Below are 22,795 nucleotides of genomic sequence, written 5' to 3' on the forward strand. Positions count from 1 at the left end.
GGGCGGCTCACCTCGCGAGTGCGGATTTCAGGAAGTCCACCTGTAGCAAAAGGAGATTCTCCGCGACGGTCTCTTGCGAGGCCATGTGCGTGACTCCTGACAAGGGGAGGATGGTGTGCGGGCGGCCTGCCGCGAGGAGGGCCGATGAGAGGCGCAGGGTGTGGGCCGCGACGACGTTGTCGTCGGCCAGGCCGTGGATGATCATGAGCGGCCGCTTCAGCTCGGCGGCGGACTCGATGAGGGAGTTGGCGGCGTAGTTCTCCGGCTCCTCGTCGGGGTGGCCCAGGTAGCGCTCGGTGTAGTGGGTGTCGTACAGGCGCCAGTCGGTGACCGGCGCGCCCGCGACCCCGGCGTGGAACACGTCCGGGCGGCGGAGCACGGCGAGGGCCGCCAGCCAGCCGCCGAACGACCAGCCGCGGATCCCGACGCGGTCGAGGTCGAGCGCGTCGGGGTTGCGGCGCGCCGCCTCGATCAGCGCGGTGATCTGGTCGTCCAGGACGGGGCCGGTGAAGTCGCCGTGGACGGCGCGGTCCCACTCCGGGCCGCGTCCCGGGGTGCCGCGGCCGTCGGCGATCACGACGGCGAAGCCCTGGTCGGCGAGCCACTGCGCCTCGCAGTACATGCGCTGGACGGCGAGGACGCGCTGCGCGTGCGGCCCGCCGTAGGGGTCCATCAGGACGGGCAGCCGCCCGTCGCCGGGCTTCCATCCGGTGGGCAGCAGCACGGCGGTGCGGATCTCGCGGTCGCCCGAGCGCAGCAGCTCCACCCGCGGCGTGATCACCGGCGTCTCCGCCAGCGACACCACCGGGTGGGTGCCGGACGGCGTCCGCACCTCGACCTCCGTGCCGGGACGGTCCAGCCGCGCGCCCGCGACGACCGTGATCTCGCCGGACGCCGTCCCGCTGAAGACGCCCCGACCCTCGGTGTGCCGGGCGACCTCGCCGTCGTTCCAGGTGTAGAGGTGGATCTCGGTGGGCTCCTCCGACGCGGTGAACAGGATGGAGCGCCCGTCCACGCCGAGCACCGACCGGACCTGGAGGCCGGCGGGCGTGACGGGCTCCCCGGCGACGGTGATCCGCCGGGTGCCGGCCGCGCGGTCCTCGGTGACCCAGACGAGGTCGCCGTCGGCGGTCCGGGCGGGCAGCCCGGGGACGATGTCGGTCCAGTCCGCGTCGGACTCGGTGTGCAGGAGCGTCGTCTCGCCGGAGTCCGGGTCGACGCTCAGCACCCGCTGGGAGCGCTGGTCGCGCGGCTGGACGACGATCAGCAGGCCGTGCCGGTCCCACGCGGCGGTGACGACGTAGGGGAAGGTGCCGCGGTCCCATGCCACGGCCGTCCGGGCGTCCGGGCGTCCGGCGTCGATCTTGAACAGCACCAGGCCCACCAGCGCGTTCGGGGTGCCCGCCGCCGGGTAGGCGATCTCGGCGGGCGGCGCCTCCGGGTTGGCGGGGTCGGCGATGTGCCAGCGCAGCACGGGCGTCTCGTCGACGCGGGCGGCCAGCAGCGTCGCGCCGTCCGGGGACCACCAGTGGCCCCGCATCCGGTCCATCTCCTCCGCCGCGACGAACTCCGCGACGCCGTAGGACACCTGGTCGGTCTCGGGCTGGACGAGCGCCCGGTCGTCGGTGCCGTCCATCTCGATGAGGCGCAGCGTCCGGCCTGACACGTAGGCGATTCGCCGGCCGGCCGGGTCGGGGCGCGCGTCGAAGACGGGCTCCTGCGCGGGCAGCTCCCGCACGATCGAGGTGTCGAGGTCGGCGACGTAGAGGCGTCCGCCCAGGGTGAAGGCGGCCTGCCGCATCGCCCGGTCGGTCGCGTAGCCGACGATGCCGCCCGCCTGCTCGCGGGCGCGCTCGCGCCGGGCCCGCTCCTCGGCCGGCAGGTTCTCCTCGCCCGGGACGTCGAGCGCCGCCGGGTCGGCGACGCAGCGTTCCTCGCCGGTGGCGGTGTCCAGCGTCCACAGGCAGGTCACCGGGTCGTCGCCGGCCCTGGTGCGCAGGAACGCGACACGGGACTCGTCGGGCGCGATCTGGAAGGCGCGCGGGACGCCGAGGCTGAACCTTCGCGTGCGGGCGCTCTGCCGCGGATAGCTGATGCTCATGACATCCGAGTCTGCCAGTCTGAGTCCGGCCCCCCGCAGGGCGGCCGGGTGGAATCGAGCAGCGGGAACGGCGGCGCGCCGCGGCGTCCTGCCCTATGATCACGGGTCGTCGCCTGGCGAGCCGGGAATGTCACGTGCCCGGTACCGGGCTCGCGTAAGCTCAAGGCTTCCCCAAGCACATTTGTCGTCGCGCTCTGAGGAGTGGTCAATGCCGGAGCTGCAGCCGGGAGATCCCCGGCGGCTTGGCTCGTACGAGATCGTCGAACGGCTCGGCGAGGGCGGCCAGGGTGTCGTCTACGCGGGTCTCGACGCCTCCGGGAACAAGGCCGCCATCAAGCTGCTGCGCGCCGACCTCGCCGCCGACACGATGGCGCGCAACCGGTTCGTCCGGGAGGCGCAGGCCGCCAAGCAGGTGGCGCGGTTCTGCACCGCGCAGGTCCTGGAGGCCGACGTCGCGGGCGACCAGCCCTACATCGCCAGCGAGTACGTGCCGGGTCCCTCGCTGTTCAAGCAGGTCACCGAGGGCGGCCCGATCTCCGGGGCGACGCTGGAGCGGCTCGCGATCGGCACCGCGACCGCGCTGGTCGCGATCCACCAGGCCGGGATCGTGCACCGCGACTTCAAGCCGCACAACGTGATCATGGCGCCGGACGGGCCGCGCGTGATCGACTTCGGCATCGCGCGGGCGTTCGACACCGACCAGACCAACGCGACCAAGGCGATCGGGACGCCGTCCTACATGGCGCCCGAGCAGGTCGCGGGTGCCGCCCTCACCGAGGCCGTGGACGTGTGGGCCTGGGCGACGACGATCGTGTTCGCCGCGACCGGGCGGCCCCCGTTCGGCGACGACACCGTCGTCGCCGTGATCAACCGGGTGATGCACGAGCCGCCGTCGCTGGAGGGCGTGCCCGCCGACCTGCACCGGATGATCGCGGCGTGCCTGGTCAAGGAGCCCGAGCGGCGGCCGACCGCGCAGCAGCTGATGATGGCGCTGATCGGCAGCGGCCCCGGCGGCGGCGGGCAGACCCGCATGGACGACCCCGCGCAGGCCACCACGATGCTCGCGGAGGGCTCCACGCTCGCCGCCGGCGGCATCGCGGGCGCCGGGATGGCGGCGGCCGCCCGGCCCGGCGGCGGGACGCAGCGCGTGTCCCCGGCCGACTACACCGGGAACCTGCCGCCCGCGCGGTCCCCGTACGGGGCCGGTCCGCCGCCCGGCGCCAGGCGCAGCCGGTACGACGACTGGGAGCCCGAGCGCAAGTCCAGGTGGCCGATCGTCGCGGCCGTCGCCGCGATCCTCGTCCTGGCGCTGGTCGTGGGCGTGTACGCGGCCAGCCGCGGGGGGAACGACCCGTCCTCGCCCGTCTCGCCGACGGTCACCGACTCCGGGTCCGTCTCGGAGGAGCCGACGACGGAGGAGGAGGACACGCCGACGCCGACCCGCACCCGGACGCGCGAGAACACGCCCCCGCCGGACACCGACACGCCGACGCCCACCCCGACCGACGACAACACGGCGACGTCCACCCCGACCGACGACGAGACCTCGACCACGCCGACGCCCACCCCGACCGAGGACGACGGCGGCGCCCCGCCGCCCCCCGTTCCCTGAGCCGCTGGTCCGCGACGGTGTGACCCGCCCGGGCAGGGCGGTCATCACCCTCGCTCCGGCCCCTGAGTAGGCTCGTTTCCTATGAAGGAGCCGCGGATCCTGTTCGTCCACGCCCATCCGGACGACGAGTCCATCGGGACCGGGGCGACCATGGCCAAGTACGCCGCCGAGGGCGCCCACGTCTGTCTCGTCACGTGCACGCTGGGCGAGGAGGGCGAGGTCATCCCGGAGGACCTGCGCCACCTGGCCTCCGACAAGGAGGACCGCCTCGGCGAGCACCGGATCGGTGAGCTCGCGGCGGCGTGCGCCGCGCTCGGCGTGCGCGACCACCGCTTCCTCGGCGGCCCGGGCCGCTGGCGCGACTCGGGGATGATGGGCGCGCCCACCAACGACGACCCGCGCTGCTTCTGGCGCGCCGACGTCGACACCGCGGCGCTCGACCTCGTCACCGTGATCCGGGAGGTCAGGCCGCAGGTGATCGTCACCTATGACGAGCGCGGCAACTACGGTCATCCCGACCACATCCAGGCGCACCGCGTCGCGTGGCGGGCGTTCGAGCTGGCCGCCGACCCCGCCCACGAGGACGGCGCCGAGCCGTGGCGGGTCGCGAAGTTCTACGCCTACGCCACGCCGCGGACCGTGCTCGCCCGCGCGATCGCCGTGATGCGGGAGGCGAAGCTGCCGTTCGCGCGCGTCGCCGGGCTGGACGACCTCGGGTCGGGCGTCCCGGACGGGCAGGTCACCACGGTCGTGGACGCCCGCGCGCACCTGCCCGCCAAGCTCGCCGCCCTGCGCGCCTACCGCACCCAGATCGTGGTGGCGCCCGAGCAGGCCGGGCCGTTCTTCGCGCTGTCGAACAACCTGGGCCAGCAGGCGTTCGGCACCGAGTACTTCATCCTCCAGGCCGGGCAGCAGGGCCCGGTCGGTCCCGGGCGCCGCGAGCGCGACCTGTTCGCCGGGCTGGAAGACCCGCCCGGCTGAGCGTCTCGATACCCTGAAGCCCGTGGACGAAGACGACGACGAGACGCGGGTGAGCCTCGCCAAGCAGGGCCTTCCCGCGGGCGGCGCGGGCCCGGGCCCCGGTGACGCGGCCGCGGGCGAGGCGCCGGAGGGCCCGATCCCGCCCGTGCCGGACGGCGAGGCCCCGGCCGACGCCGTCGTGTCCGGTGCCGCCTACGCGGTGCTCGGGCTGTTCGGCGCCGTTTACGGGCTGATCGGCTCGTTCGTCCAGGACTGGACGGTGGAGCGGGTGCCGGTCGCGTCGATCGTCCTCGTCCTGGTGCTGTTCGCCGCGGTGCGGCTGGCGGGCTGGGGGACCGGCGGCCGGACGGGCCCCGTCATCATCGCGCTCACCTGGCTGATCGTCGTGTTCGTCCTGTCGAACGAGGGCCCCGGCGGTGATCTGGTCATGCCGACGGAGCTGAGCGGCAAGATCAACTACGCCGGGTACGTCTACATCATCGGCGGGCTGGCGGCGGCCGTCCTCGCGATCGTGCGCGTCCGTCCCGCCGGGCCGTCCGGGCAGTGGCTCCTCGGCGGTGCGGCCCGCGCGGGCCGCACCGACCAGACCGACCGGTAGCGTCCGGCTCGCCGCTCAGGTGGCGGCGTGCGCCGGTTCGGCGTCCGCGCCCTTGGGCGGCTCGGCCCGGTGCCCCCGCAGGGCCAGGCAGGCCACGGCGCTGAGGAACATCACGCCGATCGGCAGGAGCATCGCCGGCTTCATGGCGTGCGCGAAACTGTGCGAGAACACCTGTGCGGCCAGCTCGTGGATGCGGTTCGCGACGTTCGGCGGGATGCCGTCCGGGAGCTGCTGCTTGGCTCCGCTCTGCCCGGCGCCGACCTCCAGGCCGTCCTTCGCCGCCTGCGCGAAGCCGCGCACGAACCCCGGGCGCACGTCGGGCGGCAGGGCGGCGGAGCGGGTGGCCGCCTCGTCTCGCAGCGACGACGCGAGCTGGTTCTGCAGCAGCGCGCCGACCGCCGCCGTGCCGAGCACCGACCCGACCTGCCGGATCGTGGTGTTGACCCCGGACGCGGCGCCCGCGAGCCGCGGCGGGACGTGCCGGGTCGCCTCGGTGGCCATCGGGGCGAACACGCCGCCGATCCCGAACCCGGCCACGGCGAGCGGGGCGATGAACACCTTCCAGTCGCTGCCGACCTCGGCGACGGCCGCGACCCAGAGCATGCCGGTGGCGTAGAGGGCGAGCCCCGCCATCAGGATGTACTTGCCGCCGATGCGGTCCGACAGCCGCCCGGCGACGGGCGCCACGAACACCGACATCACCGACGACGGCGCCAGCACGAGCCCCGCCTTGAGGGCGCTGAACCCCAGCACCGACTGCAGGTAGATCGTCAGCGGCAGGACCATGCCGATCATGCCGACCGAGACGGCCGCGCCGAGGATGCTCAGGATCGTGAAGTTGCGGTCCCTGAACAGCGAGAACGGGACGAGCGGCTCCTCGTCCTGCCGGGTGCGCTGGTGCGCCGCGAACACCAGGAACAGGACGGCGCCGGCCGCGATCAGCCCCCAGATGACGGCGTTCCACTCGAACTTCTGGCCCTCGGTGAGCGCGAACGTCACGCAGAACAGGGCGGCGGACGCGAGCAGCACGCCGGTCAGGTCGAACCTGTGCCGGACGCCCGGCGTCTGGCCGGGCAGGATCGGTACGGCCATGGCCAGCACGAGCGCGCCGATCGGCAGGTTCACGAAGAAGATCCACCGCCAGTCGAGATGGGTGACCAGCAGCCCGCCGAGCGTGGGCCCGGCGATCGTGGACACCCCGGCCACCGCGCCCCAGACGCCGAGCGCGGTGCCGCGCCGGTCCGGCGGGAACACCGCGATGATGATCGACATGGTCTGCGGCATCAGCAGCGCGGCGCCGAGCCCCTGGACGGCGCGGGCGGCGATGAGCTGCGCCGGGTCCTGCGCGATCCCGCACACCAGGCTGGCCAGCGTGAACAGCGCCACACCGGTGATGAACAGGTTCTTCTTGCCCCACAGGTCGCCGAGCCGGCCCGCGGTGATCAGCAGTACGGCCAGCACCAGGATGTAGGCGTTGATGATCCACAGGACCTGGTCGAGCGAGGCGTCCAGCTTCTCGGTGATGCTCGGGATCGCGATGTTCACGATCGTCAGGTCGAGCAGCGTCATGAAGAAGCCGAGCGACAGCGTCAGCAGGATCGCCCAGGGATTCCCGCGCCATCTGCTCATGAAAGACCCCCCGTGGAAGCTCCGCCCTTCGGGCCGGGGGCTTTCCGCCCGCCCTTCGGCGGCGCGTCGCCGGCGGTCCGGTGCCCGGTCAGACTAATCCATGGGGACGACATCGATCAGTCAGATTATTTCCGAACATGTCGCCCGGAGGGCGGGGGCGCGTCGGGTCAGCGTCGGGTCAGCGGACGGCGTCGACCGTGTTGCCCGCGCCGCTGCGGGCCACGTACTCGGCGACCCGGTCGTCCCGGACGGCCGTGAACAGCGCCCGCGCGCCCGCGTCGTCCAGGAGCACGACGCTCTGCTCGCCCCGCTGATCCGTCCCCGCGACCGGGGTGGTCAGGTACTCCCGGGTCGACGTCCGCAGCAGCCGGTTCGCGAGCTCGCGCAGTGTGCCGGAAGTCACGGAGTCGTCCACGGTCACCGACCGCGTCGCCGCCCGGATGAACCGGTCGATCCTGATCGGGTTGCGGGTGCCGAGCGCCTTCTCCGCCAGCGCGTGCAGGAACGCCTGCTGCCGCTTGATCCGGTCGAGGTCGCCGTCGGGGAGGTTCCAGCGCTGCCGGACGAAGTCCAGCGCCTCGACGCCGTCCAGGTGCTGGCGGCCCGCCTGCCAGGTGCGCTCGTGCTTCGGGTCGTAGGTCGTCTTGGTGACGGTGACGTCCACGCCGCCGAGCGCGTCGGTCATCTGCACGAAGCCGCCGAAGTCGAGCGCCGCGTAGTGGTCGACGCGGACGCCGGTGAGCTGCTCCACCGTCCTGATCAGCAGCGCGGGCCCGCCGAACGCGAACGCGGCGTTGATCTTCGTGGTGCCGTGCCCGGGGACCGGCACCCAGCCGTCCCGCGGGATCGCGATCACCGACACCCGGTCGCCGCGCCCGGACAGGTGCACCAGCATGATCGCGTCGGCCCGCGCGCCCATCGAGGGGATGTCCGGCCGCCGGTCGGACCCGATCAGCAGCCAGTTCTCGCCGCCCCCGCCGGGCGCGGGCCGCCCGGCGCGGGTCGGCAGCGCACCGGCGATGCGCCGCACGTCCCCGTCGTAGGCGCGCTGCAGCAGGTAGAGGCCGCCTCCGACGAGCAGCAGGAGGCCCAGCGCCACCGCACCGCACCCGATGATCACCTGGCGTCTGGTCCTGTTCCGCAGCATCCGTCCAGCCTGCACACCGGGGCGGCGCCGACGCCCGCGCCGGGCGGGTGGAGGGGCGAGTCTTTGACGAGACTGGAGTTTGCTCTGACCAACGCGCAGGCCACTACCCCTTGAGGGCGATGTCCAGCTGGTCGAGGGCCCAGTCGAGGTCTTCGCGATCGATGGTCAGCGGCGGGGCGAGGCGGAGGGTGGTCTCGTGGGTCTCCTTGACGAGGACGCCGAGCTCCATGAGCCGCTCGCTCACCGGACGGGCCTTGCCGTGCAGCTCCACGCCCGCCCACAGGCCGCGCCCGCGGACCTCGCGGGCGATGTCGGCGGGCAGCCGGCCGAGGCGCTCGTGCATGTGCGCGCCGAGCGTCCTGGAGCGTTCCTGGTACTCGCCCGTCTTCAGCATCGCGACGACCTCGCGGCCGATGGCGCAGGCGAGCGGGTTGCCGCCGAACGTGGAGCCGTGCTGGCCCGGCCGGAAGACGCCGAGGACGCCGGCGTCCGCGACGACGGCGGAGACCGGCACGATCCCGCCGCCGAGCGCCTTGCCGAGGATGTAGATGTCCGGGACGACGTCCTCGTGCTCGCAGGCGAAGGTGGCGCCGGTGCGGCCGAGGCCCGACTGGATCTCGTCCGCGATCATCAGGGACCCGTTGGCGGTGCACAGGTCCCGCACCGCGCGCAGGAACCCGCTCGGCGGGACGTTCACGCCCGCCTCGCCCTGGATCGGCTCGATCAGCACGCCGACCGTCGAGCCGTCCATCGCGGCCTTCAGCGCCTCGACGTCCCCGTACGGGACGGTGCGGAAGCCGGGCGTGTAGGGGCCGTAGGAGTCCTTGGCGTCGGCGTCGGTGGAGAAGCTGATGATCGTGGTGGTGCGGCCGTGGAAGTTCCCCTCGAACGTCACGATGTTCGCCTGGTCCGCCGGGACGCCCTTGACCTCGTACCCCCACTTGCGGGCGGTCTTCAGGGCGGTCTCGACGCCCTCGGCGCCGCTGTTCATCGGCAGCACCATGTCCTTGCCGCACAGCTCGGCGAGCTCGGTGACGAACGGCCCGAAGTTGTCGTGGTCGAACGCGCGGCTCACCAGCGTGACGCGGTCCATCTGCCGCTTGGCGGCCGCGGTGAGCCGCGGGTTGCGGTGCCCGAAGTTGACCGCGGAGTAGGCGGCCAGCATGTCGAGGTAGCGGCGCCCCTCGACGTCGGTGAGCCACACGCCGTCGGCCTCGGCGACGACGATCGGGAGCGGGTGGTAGTTGTGCGCGCTGTGCTCGTCGGACAGCGCCCGGAGCTCGGCGGACCTGGCGGGCAGCTTCTGGGTCGGCGTCACGACGCTGCTCCTTCGCGGCTCGGCCCGGCCGGTCGGGGCCCGGGCATGGCTGGGACACCGGACGGCGTCCGGTGCCTGGAGGGAAGGGGCCGGGCGGGTCGGGTGGCCGCCGGTCCGATATCCAGCGTATGTTCGGGATCGACCGTCGACCAATGACGAAAACCGACTTCGGGGGTGTTATTTGTTGCGTCTTGACGAGCTGGACCGTCGAATCGTTGCACGGCTCCTGGAGGACGGGCGCGCCTCGTACGCGCAGATCGGGGACAAGGTCGGGCTGTCGGCTCCGGCGGTGAAGCGGCGCGTCGACCGGCTCCGCGCGGACGGCGTCATCACCGGCTTCGCGGCCGTCGTCGACCCGGCCGCGCTCGGCTGGACGACCGAGGCGTTCATCGAGATCTTCTGCACGGGTGCGACGTCCCCGGAGGAGATCCACTCAAGCGTCCGGGGGCATCCGGAGGTCGTCGCGGCGTACACGATCAGCGGCGACGCGAGCGCCCTGGTGCACGTGCGGGTCCGCGACATCCAGCACCTGGAGCAGGCGCTCGAACGGCTGCGCCGCGAGGACAACATCACGGCGACGAAGACGGCGATCGTCCTGTCCCGGCTGATCGGCCGCCCCATCGACGCGCCGTCGCGATGAGCCGGGCCGGGCCGGGGGCGGCCGGGCTGCTCGACCGGGCTGGCAGATCCTGGCCAGACCGGCGTCCGGTGCCCTGACCTGCGCGCATTGTCCGACATGCCATGCCATACATCGCAAGATCGGCTAAGTCGGCCATAGCCGGGCGTATCCCCCTCTCTTTACTTTTCTCCCCGCAACCCACCTGAGGCAGGGGAGACATGCGCGCCAAGAACATGCTGGTGGTTCCCGCGGCGGTGATCGGGCTGGTCGTGGGACTCGCCGCGCTACCGGCCGCCGCCGCGCCGCCGAGTCCGCCCATCCCGAAACCCACCGCCAACCCGTGGCAGATGCGGCACTGGCCGCAGACGCAGCCGTGGCAGCGCGCCCAGCCGTCCCCGCAGAGCTTCGCGCACGGCGCCCCGCGTCCGATCGACCCGCAGAACTATGAGATGCCCGAGACGATGACCTGGGACGACTACAAGAAGATCCCGGGAACGAACTGGGCCGACCCGGCCACGAAGGGCTCGGTCAAGACCTTCAACGGCGCCGTCGTGCTGGTCGACTACGCCAACCAGCCGTTCGTGGTGACGCAGCCGAAGAACTCGTCGATCTTCGGCAACCCGGTCGAGGCCGGGGACGTCCCGCGCGAGAAGGTCGCCAAGTTCTACGAGGACTTCCTCAACAAGCCGCAGGCGCTCAACCGCGGCCACACCCTCCACGAGTACTGGATGGAGGACTCCGGCGGCCGGTTCGGGGTGAACCTCACCGGCTTCGGCGCCTACCAGATGCCCGCCAAGGACCACGAGTACGGCGTGGACGGCATGCAGGGCGGGACGGGCTGCCCCGCGGGCGACACCTGCAACCGCGACCTCCGCAAGGACGCGCGGGCCGCCTGGATCGCCGACGTCGGCGAGGAGACGGCGAAGAAGTTCGACTTCGTGTTCTTCCTCAGCGCCGGGCAGGACGAGTCGTCCACCTGGCAGGAGTTCGGGGAGATGAAGTTCGGCACGCAGGAGAACGTGCCCGCCGAGTGGGGTCCGGGCGACCCGGGCCTGACGAACTGGGTGCGGACCCGGTACATCCCCTGGACGTCCTGGCAGGCGGGCTCCACCATCTGGCCGAACGCCATCTTCGGCGAGTCGTCCACGCAGGCGGAGAGCTCCGGCATGTCGGTCTTCGCCCACGAGTTCAGCCACATCCTCGGCATCGCCGACAACTACAACAACCCGTACAGCAACCCGCCGCGCCGCGCCTACAGCGGCATCTGGGACATGCTGAGCCGCGGCACGTTCAACGGCCCCGGCGGCCCCCACAGCAGGTGGACGATCCCGGCGACCGGCGGCGGCTCCATGGGCGCCCAGCACATGCTGCGCAACAAGCTGAAGCTGGAGATGGTCGACCCGAACCACGTGCTCCAGCTCGACCGGCAGACGCTGGCCTCGTCCGGCACGGTCGTCGCGCGGGTGACGGCCAGGGCCGTCGTGCCCGGCAAGGGCGGTCTCACGGGCATCAACCTCAAGCTCGGCGCCGAGGGCGACAAGAGCCCGAAGTGCGACCCCAAGACCGACCCCCTGTGCGACGAGGGCGGCTACAACAATTACACCCTTGAAGTCGTCGACCGCATGGGCACCGACTCCTTCACCCCGGACTCCGGCGTCCTGCTGGCGAAGACCAAGGACGAGGACAGGGCCCCGTTCATCTGGGTCAAGGACGCCAACCCGCAGGACATCGACAAGGTCGACTTCGTCCTGCCGGACGGCACCCCGAAGAAGATGACGATCGGCGACTACCGGCAGCTGTCCGACGCGCTGTTCCACGCGGGGACGAACTCCGGCAGCGAGTACGAGTACGTCGACCAGGCCAACCGGCTGCACTTCTACATCCTCGACCTGGAGCGCGACCGCAAGGGCGTCCTGTCGTACACGGTCGCGATCCGGTCGCTCGACGGCGCCGGCCCGCAGCAGCGCGGCGTCCAGCTCGGCAACGCCCAGGCGCGGCCGAGCGGCTCCGGCTGGATGAAGTGCACGCTGACGCTCCAGAACAAGGGCAAGGGCGGCACCGGCCATCACGGCTCCGACGTGTTCCGGCTCAAGGCCGGCGTGCCGGGCGGCGGCTGGACGACCTGGCTGCCGAACGAGCTGGCCACCGCCAGGGTGAAGGGCGCCACGCAGGTCGACGTGTGGGCCAAGCCCGAGCCGGGCTCCTACCACCGGCGGGCGTCCCTGCAGGTGACGGGGATCTCCGAGAGCGACCCGACGAAGTCCGACACCGGGACGTGCAAGCTCCGCTGATAGGGGGATTTGGTGGACGGGACGGCCTGCGGGCCGTCCCGTCCGTCGTTTGCCACCTCGTGGGCGACGCCTGGGCCGGGCGGGTGGTTCACTCGCGCGACGTAATGGTGCGCGAAAACTAAGTTGCATTTCCCAAGGTCATCTGTTCACCGGCGGCAACCCCAAGCCGGGTTACGTTGCGGAATGTGACCATCATTCAGCGTACGGTGACCATCCCGTTGGCCGCGCTCGCGGCGAGCCTCGTCCATGCTCCACCCGCCCAGGCGTCCGCGCCGCCTGCGGCGCCCGCGCCGTCCGCGTTTGCGGCGGTGGCGTTGGCGGCCCCGAATCTCCGCGACTTCGATCTGCGCCGGGGCTCCGACCGCGGCGGGCCGCTCCGCGCGCTCGGCGGCAGGCTCAAGCGCAGCAGCGTTGACGAACTGCTCAACGCGTCCGGGCAGCGCAGGCTCGGCCGCGGCTGCGGGAAACCGGCCGCCGTGCCCGCCCGCTCGCTCGTGTACTGCTTCGACCGGGCGGACAGCGCGACCGGGAAGTGGGTCCCGCAGGGCGTCACGAGCATCTCGGACGCGGTGGCCGGCGAGCGGACGCCGGGCGGCGGCAGGCCCCTGCTCGTGTCCTGGCACGACGGCGGCAAGGTCAGGCTGACGTTCGTCAACCCCGCCAAGCGCACGTACCGGCACGTCCTGCTCGTCGACCCGGCGATGAAGGGCGGGCGGCCGACCTACACCGACGTCGACCTCCACGCCGGGGGCATCGCCTGGTACGGACCCAAGCTTTACGTGGCGGACACGCGCCACGGCGTCCGCGAATTCGACGTGCGGCAGATCTTCGACCTGAGCAAGAGCAAGGCGGGCTCGACGGGCCACGCCGGACGGGTCGGGCTGCACGGCAAGAAGTACTACGGCCACGGACACCGCTACGTGATGGCGCAGACGGGCGGCTGGCGCTTCACCCGCGGCAGCAGCGGCGGCAAGTGCCGGGGCTCGGGCCCGCTGCGCATGTCCTGGATCGCCGTCGACCGCACCACGTGGCAGCACGTCCTCATCGCGGGCGAGTACTGCAAGCCGAAGGCACCGCGGGGACGCGTGGTCACCTGGCCGCTGTGGGGCCTGACCGGGTCGGGCACCGTCCGCGCCGACTGGGCCGCCGCCCTGCCGGGCGACAGGATCCAGGGCGGCGTCCGGACGAAGGGCCGCTGGTGGTTCACCCAGGGCAGGGGCCAGAAGCGCGGACGTCTCCTCACGACGTCCAGGGACTGGACGGAGTGGGGCCGCGTCACCCACCGGACCATCTCGCACGGCCCCGAGGACCTGTCCTGCTACCGCGGCCAGCACCGCATCTGGACGATCGCCGAACACGCCCGCAAGCGCGCCCTGTGGAGCTTCCCGGCCGACTCCTGTTCCTGACCGCTGGACGGTCTGGCCGCCACGGACCGGGTCGGCGCGGTGAGCTCCCGCGCCGGCCCTCAGGCGTTCACCTTCGCGCGCGGCCGGGCTTCGGCGGCCGTGGCCCTCCGGTCGCGGCCGTGGGCGAGCGCGACCGCACCCAGCGCCAGCACGCCGAGGCCGGCCCCGATCCAGGCCGTGGCCGCTAGCCCGGCGCCCGCGTCGATCGCGAGCCCGCCGAGCCACGGGCCCGCCGTGATCCCGACGTTGAACGCGATGACGTTCCCGGCCGCGACCAGCGTCGCCGAACCCTCCACGATCCCGAACGCCCGCGAGTTGAGCGTCGGATTCGTCCCGAACCCGACGAAGCCCAGCAGGAACACCAGCGCCACGGTGGGCGCGGGCGACTCGGCGGCCAGGGCCAGACCCATCGACACCAGGACGAGCCCGCCGAACCCCACGTACAGGGTCGGGACGCCGCGCGCGTCGGCCGTCCGCCCGCCGGCCGTGATGCCGATGAGCGCGCCCGCCCCGTACAGGGCGAGCACCGCGGGCACCCACGCCTCCGCGACGCGGGTCGTCTCCTCCAGCAGAGCGCCCAGGTAGCTGAACGTGACCATGAGCCCGCTCGTGGCCAGGGCGATCGTCCCGTACAGCAGCCACAGCCGGGGGACGGCGACCGCGCGCAGCTCGTCCCGCATGCGCGGGGCCTCGCGTTCCGAGCGCCCGGCGGGGATCGTCGCCGCCACCCCGGCCATCGCGATCACCGACATCGCCGCGACGGTCCAGAACGCCGCCCGCCAGCCGAGATGCTGCCCGATGACCGTCCCGGCCGGGAGCCCCACGATCGCCGCGACCGTGAGCCCGCCCGCGACGATCCCCATCGCCCGCCCGCGCGCGTTCGCCGGGACGAGCCCGATCGCCGTCGCCGCGGCCACCGCCCAGAACCCGGCATAGACGAACGCGCCCACGACCCGTGTCGCGAACAGCACCCAGTAGTCGGAGGTCAGCGCGCCGATCACGTGGGTCACGGCGAATGCCGCGAGGAACGCCAGCAGCGCTCTCCGGTGCGGCCAGCGCAGCGTCAGGACGGCGAGCACTGGCGCGCCGACGAGCATCCCGATCGCGAACGCCGAGATCAGCAGCCCGGCCTGGGGGACGGACACGCCGAGATCGTCCGCCATGCCGGGCAGCAGCCCCGCCAGCATCAGCTCCGACGTCCCCTGGGCGAAGATCGCCATCCCGAGCACGAAGACGGCCAGCGGCATCGGTTCTCGCCTCTCCCTGTATTGGACGGTTCAGTTCAAAATGAGGTCGTGCGGAGGGACGGGCCGATGCCCGCCGGGTTGGTTCTAGATGGCGTCCATGGCCGTGTCGGCGATCGAGGTCAGCGTGCGCCTGTCGGCGCCGCCACGGGCCACGACCCGCATGCCGCTGACCGTCGAGACGATGAAGTGCGCCAGCGCCCGCGCGTCCTTGCTCCGGTCGATCTCCCCGGTCCGCATGCCTTCCTTGATGGCGGCGGTCAGCGCGGTCAGTCGCCGCCGCTCGTCCCGCGCGATCCGCTCGGCGATGGCCTCGTCGCGCTGCGCCAGCTCCACCACCGTGTTGACGACCAGGCATCCGGCCGGATCGCCCGGCTCGGGCTCGACGGCCCACTCCAGGATCGTCCGGAGGCGCTCCCGCACGGGGCGGCCGCCGTCCTCAAGGGTCCGGATGACGTTGGACGTCTTGATGTCCATGTATCGGGCCAGAGCCTTCTCGAACAGGTCGTGCTTGCTCTTGAAGGTGTTGTAGATGCTGCTGCGTCCGAGGCCGGTGGCGTTGCACAGCTCCTGCGTGGACGTCGCTTCGTAGCCGTCCGCCCAGAACGCGCGCATGGCGGCCTCGACCGCCCGCTCCTCCTCGAACTTCCTGGGCCGCGCCATGCCCCCAAGGTAACACGTTCTGGACCATGCGATCCAATACGGATCAGGAGAGGTCCGGCAGCTGGACGAACCGCTGCCGGCCGGGCCGCGCCAGCAGCGCCTGACCTCGTGGAATGGGACCGCGCATGGTGGACGGCACGCCCCAGAGATCAGCCTCCTGCCCGCCCGCGTACCCCATCAGCAGGAGCGAGCCCCCGGCTGATCGCATTTCCTCGACCAGCGGGTCGGTGGGTTCGCCGAAACTGATCTGGTGGCGTGCCAGCACCAGATGAAGGCCGTTCTCCGGACTCCCGGGGAGCAGGGGCACAAGTGGCAGGTATGGATCGTCTTGCAGCAACCGCCTCCGGTTCCTGACGAAAAGGTAGTTCTCCGGGCCGTGGCCGGTGGCCTGTCGCCGCTCGATTCTTGTGATGGCCTGGCTGATACGGCGTTCACCTTCGATGGTGGAAGGTGCTTGCTCGTCGTCCGTCGATGAAGTGTCGCCTTCATCCGTCAAGAATTCGTTGCCGTCGAATGCGCTGACGATGCGTTCGGTGGTCGGGACGCCCGTACGGAGCCGTGTCAGCAGGTGACTTATCAGGGCGCCCTTTCCGGAGCCGGACGGTCCCGCGATCACCAAATGCCGATCGATCTCGAAATCGAGCAGGACGGGCTCGCTGGTGTCGGCGTCCACGCCGATGAGAATTCGTGTGAGCGCGACCGGTTCGGTCCGTTCCTCGTACTCGGTGAAGGTGATCGTGCGGCGGAAGCGGTCGCGGAGGCCCGGGGTACGTTCCCACAGGCTGTGGAGAACCGGGCGTTCGCCGTAAAGGATCACGACCGGGTTGTCGCCGAATTCGCCCATGGCCGTGTTGAGCGCGGTTCCGATGGTCGAGCGGCCGGGGTCGTGCCGACGTGACTCGTACTCCGTGACGTGGAAATACAGCACGGAGCCGACGGCCGTCTCGAACAGGTCCAAGACGGTCCCCGTGGCATTCATCAGGTCGAGCCCTTCCGAGCCCTCACTGGCCCCCCAGGTCGGCTCGCCCCTCGATACCACGCCCAGCTCACGAAGCAATTCCGCGTAAAGCTGCGCACACGCCGACATCGACCGCATGGGCCGCGGCCCCTCGAACACCAGATGGTGCGGCCCCGGCCGCCAGCCCGTCCGGCGGAATACGGTCCCCTCCTCCATGAGCTCGCGGAACACGACGAGGGCCTCCTGCCCGCTGCCGAGCTGCGCCAGCAATCCCTCGTACTCGGTGATCATCCCGATGAGCCGGTCATGGAGCCGGGCGGGCCCGGCCATGCGGTCGTTGGACCAGCGCTCCGCGCGTTCAAGGAAGTCGTTGAGCGCGGATACGGGGGGTTCCTGCGCCACGGTGAACGGACGCGGGGCCCCGCCTCTCACAAGGCCCTCCACCAGGAGGTACGCCGTCCGGTCGTCCGCGAACGGGAGGCTCGCCTGCCCAAGGACGCGCTGTAGTTCGGCGGGCGGCAGGCGGCTCGCCGCGATCCGCCATTCCAGGAGCGGCATGAACCGGGCCCACATCGTGGTGTTCTCCACGCTGGAGGAGGTGAGCAGGAGCTGGACACCGAGGGCCTGCCCCCGCTGGGCGAGGGAGAGGAGCGCCTCGCCCACCTCACGCCGGCTGGACGGGAAGGTCAGCGAGACATCCGCCACGATGAGCAGCCTTGGCGGGCTCACGGACGGCCTCGGCACGGCCTCGGAGAGGAGTTCCTCCACCATGCTTTCGGGCTGTCCCTCTGCGGCCCGGGCGTCGAGCTCGTCCGAGAGGAATCTGAGGAACTCCTGGAGCTTCTGAGGTCGGCCCAGCAATTCGTCCTCGGAGTAGACGACGTGCGGCAGGTCGAGGGGCTCCCCAAGTGGATGCTCGCCCAGCCCCGCGAAGGCGATGACAAGGTCAGCGGGAGAGGAAGTCGCGGCAAGCGCGAGCGTAATGGCGCGGACAACGCGTTGCCGAGCCTCGGTCTCGCCCACGACCAGCCCATGTGGAAGACCCGACGAAAGATCGAGCGGAGGCAGGCTGACGACGTTTCCGTCCGAGTCGTGGCCGACGGCCGGATTCCGTGGCGTGGAGGCGTCGAGCGCCCATATCTCCTCGAAGGCTCCGCTCGTCCCGCCGCCGTTGAGCCCGAGTGCGTCGGATGCGGCCACGTGAGCAGGGGGCACGGCAGTATCAGACGCAGGTGTGGCGGAATCCTCCGGGGACGAGAGCCTGTTCGTGCGCCGGGCACGTTGGAGTGTTTCCTTGACGATGAGGTCGGCTGCCATGCGTGATACGTGCGCGGGACGGAAGTCGCGGGGAGCCTCTCCGGCGATGTGGAGGGAGGCGCCGTCGTCGTGCCCGCCGAAGGCCGTGATCTGCCACGCGACGGAAGCGATCAGGTGAGCCCCATGGAGTGGCGTTCCTTCGGAGCAGAAGATGAACTCCATGCCCACGGGCGGTCCCATTTCGCAGAGCCGAGCCGCGTATTCACGCGTCTCGCTGGGGCTGTCCCACGAGGGGACAACGTCATCGAGAAACACGATCAGGGCGGGGAGCGGTTCGAGCGGGCGTCCCTCGGCAATGGCCGCCTGGTAGTCGGACCAGGTCGGCGTCCCGGCGTCCAGCAGGATGTCTTCGCGGCGACGTTGTTCGGTTTCGAGGTCGGACAGGAGCAGCTTGAATACGGCTCCCACCCTCATGCGGTCCAGTTCGCCGTCGATGTGAGGCAGCCGGTCCAGGCCGATCGAACCGATGCCCTCGCGGAAGTGGGGAAACGAGAAGGTCACCACGTCCGGTGAGTGGGTGAGGGCGAGGCTGAACACGATCGTCCGCAACAGTTCGTTGCGGGCGTCCCGAGGAGCGACGATCTCTCCGTTCGGTCTCTCGGGATCCCCGAAAGGCATCGTGCGCATTGGTGCGTTGCTGTTTGAAACGCCGATCAACACCGGGCGCGGACCGCGGCCCCACTCCTCGTCGAGTAGTTCCCGGACCGGGGTGCCGAGGAGGTCAAGCAGGTCGGGTGCGGAGGAAGCGGGTGGGCTGGGGGACGCGGGCGCCGAAGGGGCGAGATGGGAGCGGGTTTGGGGGGTTAGGAGGGCGAAATGGTCGGTGTCGGCGGTGAGGGTCATCGGGCCGCCGTCTGTGGGGAGCAGGGCGCGGAACTGGTCGGTGGTCGTTCCTGCGCGGCGTTCGATTTCGGCGGAGACGGCTTCGAGGACGTGGCGGGTGTGCAGGGCCTCGGGGCGCGGGAGCGTGTCGAGGAGGGCCTCGCGGGCGCCGGGCACGAACTCGTAGCGGACGCCTCCGGCCGGCCGCAGCAGGCCGCTCAGCAGGACCTCGGCGAGCTGGCCGGGGCCTGAGCCGCCGAGGATGCGGTGCTGGATGAGGCGCATCACCGGCAGGGACGGGACGGACACCGCGACGTGGGCGGCGAGTTCGGCGGCGTCCGGGGAGGCCGTGGCGAGGAAGCGGCGGACGCGTTCGCCGATCGGCAGCTCGCGTTCGCGGCGCACCGGCGCCGTCCCGGACGGGCGGGGCGGGAACGTCGCGACGGCGGCGGGTTGCGGGTCGGAGCCGGAGACGAGCCGGGCCCACGCGCCGAACCAGCGCGGCGCCGCCTCCAGGACGGGGACGGGGATTCCGGGCGCGGCGGCGCCGTCGTGCGGGGTGAAGCGCAGGTCGGTGTTCGGTGCGGCCGGGCGGGGCAGGAAGGCGACGCCCGGCGTGGCAGGGGCGGCGGTGCGGCGCCAGAGGTGTTCGGCGAGGGGCTGGAGGATCGCGGTCGGGCCGGTCTGCGCCCAGCGGCGGACGGCCCGGGCGGCGCGCCCGTTCCACCAGTGCGGGCCGGAGCAGTCGGAGAGCACGAGCACGGCATGGCGGCCGGAGGCGTCGAGGAGGGTGCCCGGGTCCTGGCGCGGGCCGCCGGCGGTCGCGGTGATGCCGCCGGTGGGGTCGAGGAAGGCGGTGTGGACGTCCTGGAACGCGCCCTGGCGGAGCAGCGCCTCGGCCAGCTCGCGGGCTAGGGGGCGCCAGAGCCGCATCGTCGGGCCGGTGTCGACGACGAGGCTCAGGCTCAGCCAGCGTTCGGGCGACGGGACGAGGACGGGCGTCCACAGGCGGGTGTCGGCGATGCGGGCGGCGGTCGCGTCCTCGTCCAGCTCGACGCGGTGCCTGGACGGGACGCGGCGCTTGAGCGGCCGGAGCGCCCGCTGCACGCCGAGCGGGTCCGCCAGCATCGGCGCGGTCGGGACGAGCACCTCCGCCGCCTCGCCGGCGGGCTCGGCCGCCCCGGGCGCGGGGCGCGGATGCAGCCGGGAGCGCGGGTCCCGAGCGGGCGGCGACGGCTGCGGAGCCGGAGCCGGAGCGGGTGGAGGGGGAGGGAGCGCCTCGGCGGGCTCCCCGGGCGGCGACGGCGCGACCGGCGGGGCGGGCTCGGGCGGGGAGATGTGGCAGGCGAGCCACAGCATCTCGCTCAGCTCGCGCGCGTCCGGTGGCGGGCCGATGGCGGTGAGGGCCTCCCGGAGGCGGTCAATCGTCATCGATGGGCTCCGACAGGTACGGCATGATGCGGTCGGCCAGGGCCCGGCGGTCCTCGGTGGCGGCGTGGCGGCACAGGTAGACGGCGTTGAGGAGCTGGTCGGTCGCGAGGGTGCCGGACGCGGAGCGCTCGAAGAACCGGCGGACGAGGTCGTCGCTCTGGTCGGCGAGCGGCCCGAGATGCTCGCGGACGATCGCCGCCAGCTCCGCCTCGCCCGCCGGCTGCCGCAGCTCGACGGTGACGCAGCGGCGCAGGAACGCGGGCGGGAACTCGCGCTCGCCGTTGCTGGTCATCACGACCAGCGGGAACGCGCGGCAGCGGACCGTCCCGGCCATGACGGTGACGCGGGAGCCGGGGCCATCGGCGGTCATGACGTCGGCGGACGGATCCGCGCGGCGGGTCAGCTCCGGCAGCTCGTACTCGCCCTTCTCGAAGATCGTGAGCAGGTCGTTGGGCAGGTCGATGTCGCTCTTGTCGATCTCGTCCACGAGCAGGACGCGCGGACGCCCGTAGGGGAGCAGTGCCGTGCCGAGAGGGCCGAGGCGGATGTAGCGGCCGATGTCCTCGTCGGAGGGGGCCTCGGTTCGGCCTGCCGCGTAGAGGCGGGTCAGGGGGTCGTACTGGTAGAGGCCGTCGCGGAGGGTCGTCCGGCTGGTGATGGGCCAGTGCAGGACGGGTCCGAGCCCCAGTTCGTGGGCCACCGCGTAGGCGAGCGTCGATTTGCCTGTGCCGGGCGGACCGGTCACCAGGAGCGGACGACGCAGGTACAAGGCGGCGTTGACCTGCTGCACGGCATCGTCCGAAGGACGGTACGTCGTCGCCTGGTGCTCGTTGCCCGAAGGCCCGGACGGGAACGGCAGGACGGGGTCGCCGTCGAACGCGCGCCAAGGCGGCGGCGGGGGCAACCGGTCGATGCCGTCGTGGGGGCGACGGCTCCCTGTGTAGAGCAGCCAGTCGGGCACCTAAACCTCCATGGCGAGCGGGGGATCGGGGAGCCGGGACGGGTCGTCCCACAGCAGGGTCAGGTCGCGTCCACAGTGCGGCTCGTCCTTCGGGGTGATGAGCGCCTGCTTGCGTAGGGCGAGCGCCACCTGGGGCAGGTCGCCGGGGTGCTTGTCGCCCACGGCGGCGGTCAGCTCGTCGAGGACGCGGTGCCCGCGGCAGTCGCCGTGGGCCGGCGCGTCGCACGGCGTACGGGTCCACAGCATGACGGGGATGCCGTTGTTGAGCGCGGCCGTCAACCGGCTCTTGGCGGGACGCGACCCATAGACGAGCACGCAGAAATCGACATGCGCTTCCAGCCAGTCTTGGAATTCGCTGCCTTTGCGCGGCTCGTCGCAGGGGATCGGACGCGGGTCGCTGCGGCCCCGCGCGTTCAGCACCTTCCAGCGGTGGTGCGCCTGGTCGCGGCGGATCGAGTCGGGACGCAGCCGCTCGACGTCCCGCACCACCACCGGATACTGGCGCATCAGGATCTTGTTGCGGGGCTCGACGTACCACTGCTCGAACGGCTTGCCGAGCCAGCTCTCCGGCACCGCGAACTCGATCATCCAGTCGCGCCCGATCAGCGCCGACTTGAGCGCGGACACGCCCTCCTCGACCGTCGCCCGAACCCGCCGCTCCGGGACCCGCACGGTCGGCCGGTACGGCCCCCTGGCGCCGTCGATCCAGGTGTGCACGGTGACGTCGAAGGCGTTGTCGAACGTCACCCGCTCCAGCTGCACGATCACCGAGGCGGGCCCGGACCACGCCGGGTCAGGGACGGCGGGCGCCGCGCCGGGCAGATGCCGCGCCGACCAGCCCGCGAGCCGCTGCCGACGAGGCTCGGGCAGGTGCCGCCCAAGCGCCGCCAGATACCGGACGAGCCGCTCCTCCGCGAACCCTTCCGCGACGTTCCGCACCGACGCCCACGCCGACCGGAACTTCCCGACCGGCGGGCGGCCGACCGCCCGTTCCAGGTCGGCGGCGAGCGGTTCGGTGAATCGCACGCCGTCCAGGAGTTCCCGCAGCTCGCGGCGCGCGTCCGGGGTCGTCCAGCGGAGGGGGAGCAGGTCGTCCAGTTCCTCCCAGTGCGCACGGATGCTGGTGATGGGCAGCATCCAGCCGAGCTCCGCGCGGTCGCCGTTGTCGCCGTGCCGGAGCTCGGCGTTCGTCACCATCCCGATGACCTCGCCCGTCGACGTGTCGTACACTGCGGACCCGCTGTAGCCCTCCTCCAGCCACTCGCCCGCGCCCGTCTTCAGCTCCCACCACTCCTGCCGCATGCCGCGGTACGGGGACGTCGTCACGGTCGCGTGCCGCTCGTTGCGGTCGTGCCGGCGCGGGAAGCCGCAGACGCCGAACGTCCGGCCGCCTGTGGTGCGTTCGTGCAGGTCATCGGGGGCGGCGAGGCGGGCGGGCGGGTAGCGCACCGGCTCGTCAAGTTCGAGGACGGCGACGTCGCCGGTGTCGCCCTCGCGCCGCCATTCGCCGCGCCACACGACCTTCGCGGTCAGCCCTTCGCGGAGCCCGGGGAAGCCGACCCTGGCCTCATCCAGCCCGTGGACGGTGTGCGCGCAGGTCAGCAGCCGTGTTCCGGTGACGAGGAACGCGGCGCCGAGCTTCCCGCCCGCCGGATGGCCGACCCAGGCGCGCCACTGCCAGTCGTCGTCCACGTCCG

15 protein-coding genes are annotated in these 22,795 nt (G+C 72.1%); 6 read left to right on the forward strand and 9 right to left on the reverse strand.

The features are described from left to right. Positions 1–7: 7 nt before the first annotated feature. The gene (locus ACH34S_RS34235; protein WP_395957025.1) at positions 8–2,101 is read right to left on the reverse strand and encodes a prolyl oligopeptidase family serine peptidase; all 2,094 of its coding nucleotides are present in this window, start codon (positions 2,099–2,101) and stop codon (positions 8–10) included. Positions 2,102–2,309: 208 nt separating this feature from the next. On the opposite strand from ACH34S_RS34235, the gene ACH34S_RS34240 reads away from it, so the two are divergent. From ACH34S_RS34240 to ACH34S_RS34250, 3 genes are all read left to right on the forward strand, one after another. Continuing rightward, positions 2,310–3,713, forward strand: coding sequence for a serine/threonine-protein kinase (locus ACH34S_RS34240; protein WP_395957026.1), 1,404 nt, complete (start codon positions 2,310–2,312; stop codon positions 3,711–3,713). An 81-nt stretch (positions 3,714–3,794) separates the two neighbouring features. Further along, the gene (gene mshB, locus ACH34S_RS34245) at positions 3,795–4,694 is read left to right on the forward strand and encodes an N-acetyl-1-D-myo-inositol-2-amino-2-deoxy-alpha-D-glucopyranoside deacetylase (RefSeq protein ID WP_395957027.1); all 900 of its coding nucleotides are present in this window, start codon (positions 3,795–3,797) and stop codon (positions 4,692–4,694) included. Between the two features lie 22 nt (positions 4,695–4,716). Then, positions 4,717–5,292, forward strand: coding sequence for a DUF6113 family protein (locus tag ACH34S_RS34250; protein WP_395957028.1), 576 nt, complete (start codon positions 4,717–4,719; stop codon positions 5,290–5,292). Positions 5,293–5,307: 15 nt separating this feature from the next. Here ACH34S_RS34250 and ACH34S_RS34255 read toward each other — a convergent pair whose 3' ends face one another. The 3 genes from ACH34S_RS34255 to rocD form a co-directional block, all read right to left on the reverse strand. Continuing rightward, complete coding sequence (locus ACH34S_RS34255; protein ID WP_395957029.1) at positions 5,308–6,921, reverse strand: DHA2 family efflux MFS transporter permease subunit; 1,614 nt, start codon at positions 6,919–6,921, stop codon at positions 5,308–5,310. Between the two features lie 178 nt (positions 6,922–7,099). Further along, the gene (locus ACH34S_RS34260) at positions 7,100–8,068 is read right to left on the reverse strand and encodes an LCP family protein (RefSeq protein WP_395957030.1); all 969 of its coding nucleotides are present in this window, start codon (positions 8,066–8,068) and stop codon (positions 7,100–7,102) included. A 103-nt stretch (positions 8,069–8,171) separates the two neighbouring features. Next, complete coding sequence (gene rocD / locus ACH34S_RS34265; protein WP_395957031.1) at positions 8,172–9,386, reverse strand: ornithine--oxo-acid transaminase; 1,215 nt, start codon at positions 9,384–9,386, stop codon at positions 8,172–8,174. Positions 9,387–9,570: 184 nt separating this feature from the next. On the opposite strand from rocD, the gene ACH34S_RS34270 reads away from it, so the two are divergent. The 3 genes from ACH34S_RS34270 to ACH34S_RS34280 all read left to right on the forward strand — a co-directional run bounded on the left by ACH34S_RS34270 (position 9,571) and on the right by ACH34S_RS34280 (position 13,702). Then, positions 9,571–10,026: an Lrp/AsnC family transcriptional regulator gene (locus ACH34S_RS34270; protein WP_395957032.1), complete on the forward strand. Its 456-nt coding sequence runs from the start codon at positions 9,571–9,573 to the stop codon at positions 10,024–10,026. A gap of 197 nt (positions 10,027–10,223) precedes the next feature. Further along, the gene (locus tag ACH34S_RS34275; protein WP_395957033.1) at positions 10,224–12,296 is read left to right on the forward strand and encodes a M6 family metalloprotease domain-containing protein; all 2,073 of its coding nucleotides are present in this window, start codon (positions 10,224–10,226) and stop codon (positions 12,294–12,296) included. A gap of 206 nt (positions 12,297–12,502) precedes the next feature. Next, positions 12,503–13,702 carry a hypothetical protein gene (locus ACH34S_RS34280; protein ID WP_395957034.1) on the forward strand — a complete coding sequence of 400 codons (1,200 nt, stop codon included), beginning with the start codon at positions 12,503–12,505 and terminating at the stop codon, positions 13,700–13,702. 59 nt (positions 13,703–13,761) lie between these two features. Here the strand turns inward: ACH34S_RS34280 and ACH34S_RS34285 are convergent, their stop codons facing one another. From ACH34S_RS34285 to ACH34S_RS34305, 5 genes are all read right to left on the reverse strand, one after another. Further along, on the reverse strand, positions 13,762–14,949 hold the full coding sequence (locus ACH34S_RS34285; protein WP_395957035.1) for a Cmx/CmrA family chloramphenicol efflux MFS transporter: 1,188 nt from the start codon (positions 14,947–14,949) through the stop codon (positions 13,762–13,764). An 84-nt stretch (positions 14,950–15,033) separates the two neighbouring features. Beyond that, positions 15,034–15,609: a TetR/AcrR family transcriptional regulator gene (locus tag ACH34S_RS34290; protein ID WP_395957036.1), complete on the reverse strand. Its 576-nt coding sequence runs from the start codon at positions 15,607–15,609 to the stop codon at positions 15,034–15,036. Between the two features lie 43 nt (positions 15,610–15,652). Then, positions 15,653–20,137, reverse strand: a complete 4,485-nt coding sequence (locus tag ACH34S_RS34295) for an SAV_2336 N-terminal domain-related protein (RefSeq protein WP_395957037.1) — start codon at positions 20,135–20,137, stop codon at positions 15,653–15,655. Then, positions 20,127–21,098, reverse strand: coding sequence for an AAA family ATPase (locus tag ACH34S_RS34300; protein WP_395957038.1), 972 nt, complete (start codon positions 21,096–21,098; stop codon positions 20,127–20,129). Before ACH34S_RS34300 ends, ACH34S_RS34295 begins: the two co-directional genes overlap by 11 nt. Next, positions 21,099–22,790, reverse strand: a complete 1,692-nt coding sequence (locus ACH34S_RS34305) for a trypsin-like peptidase domain-containing protein (protein WP_395957039.1) — start codon at positions 22,788–22,790, stop codon at positions 21,099–21,101. Between the last annotated feature and the right edge of the window lie 5 nt (positions 22,791–22,795).

The sequence above is a fragment of the Actinomadura sp. 3N508 genome, assembly GCF_044326375.1.
Classification (GTDB): domain Bacteria; phylum Actinomycetota; class Actinomycetes; order Streptosporangiales; family Streptosporangiaceae; genus Spirillospora.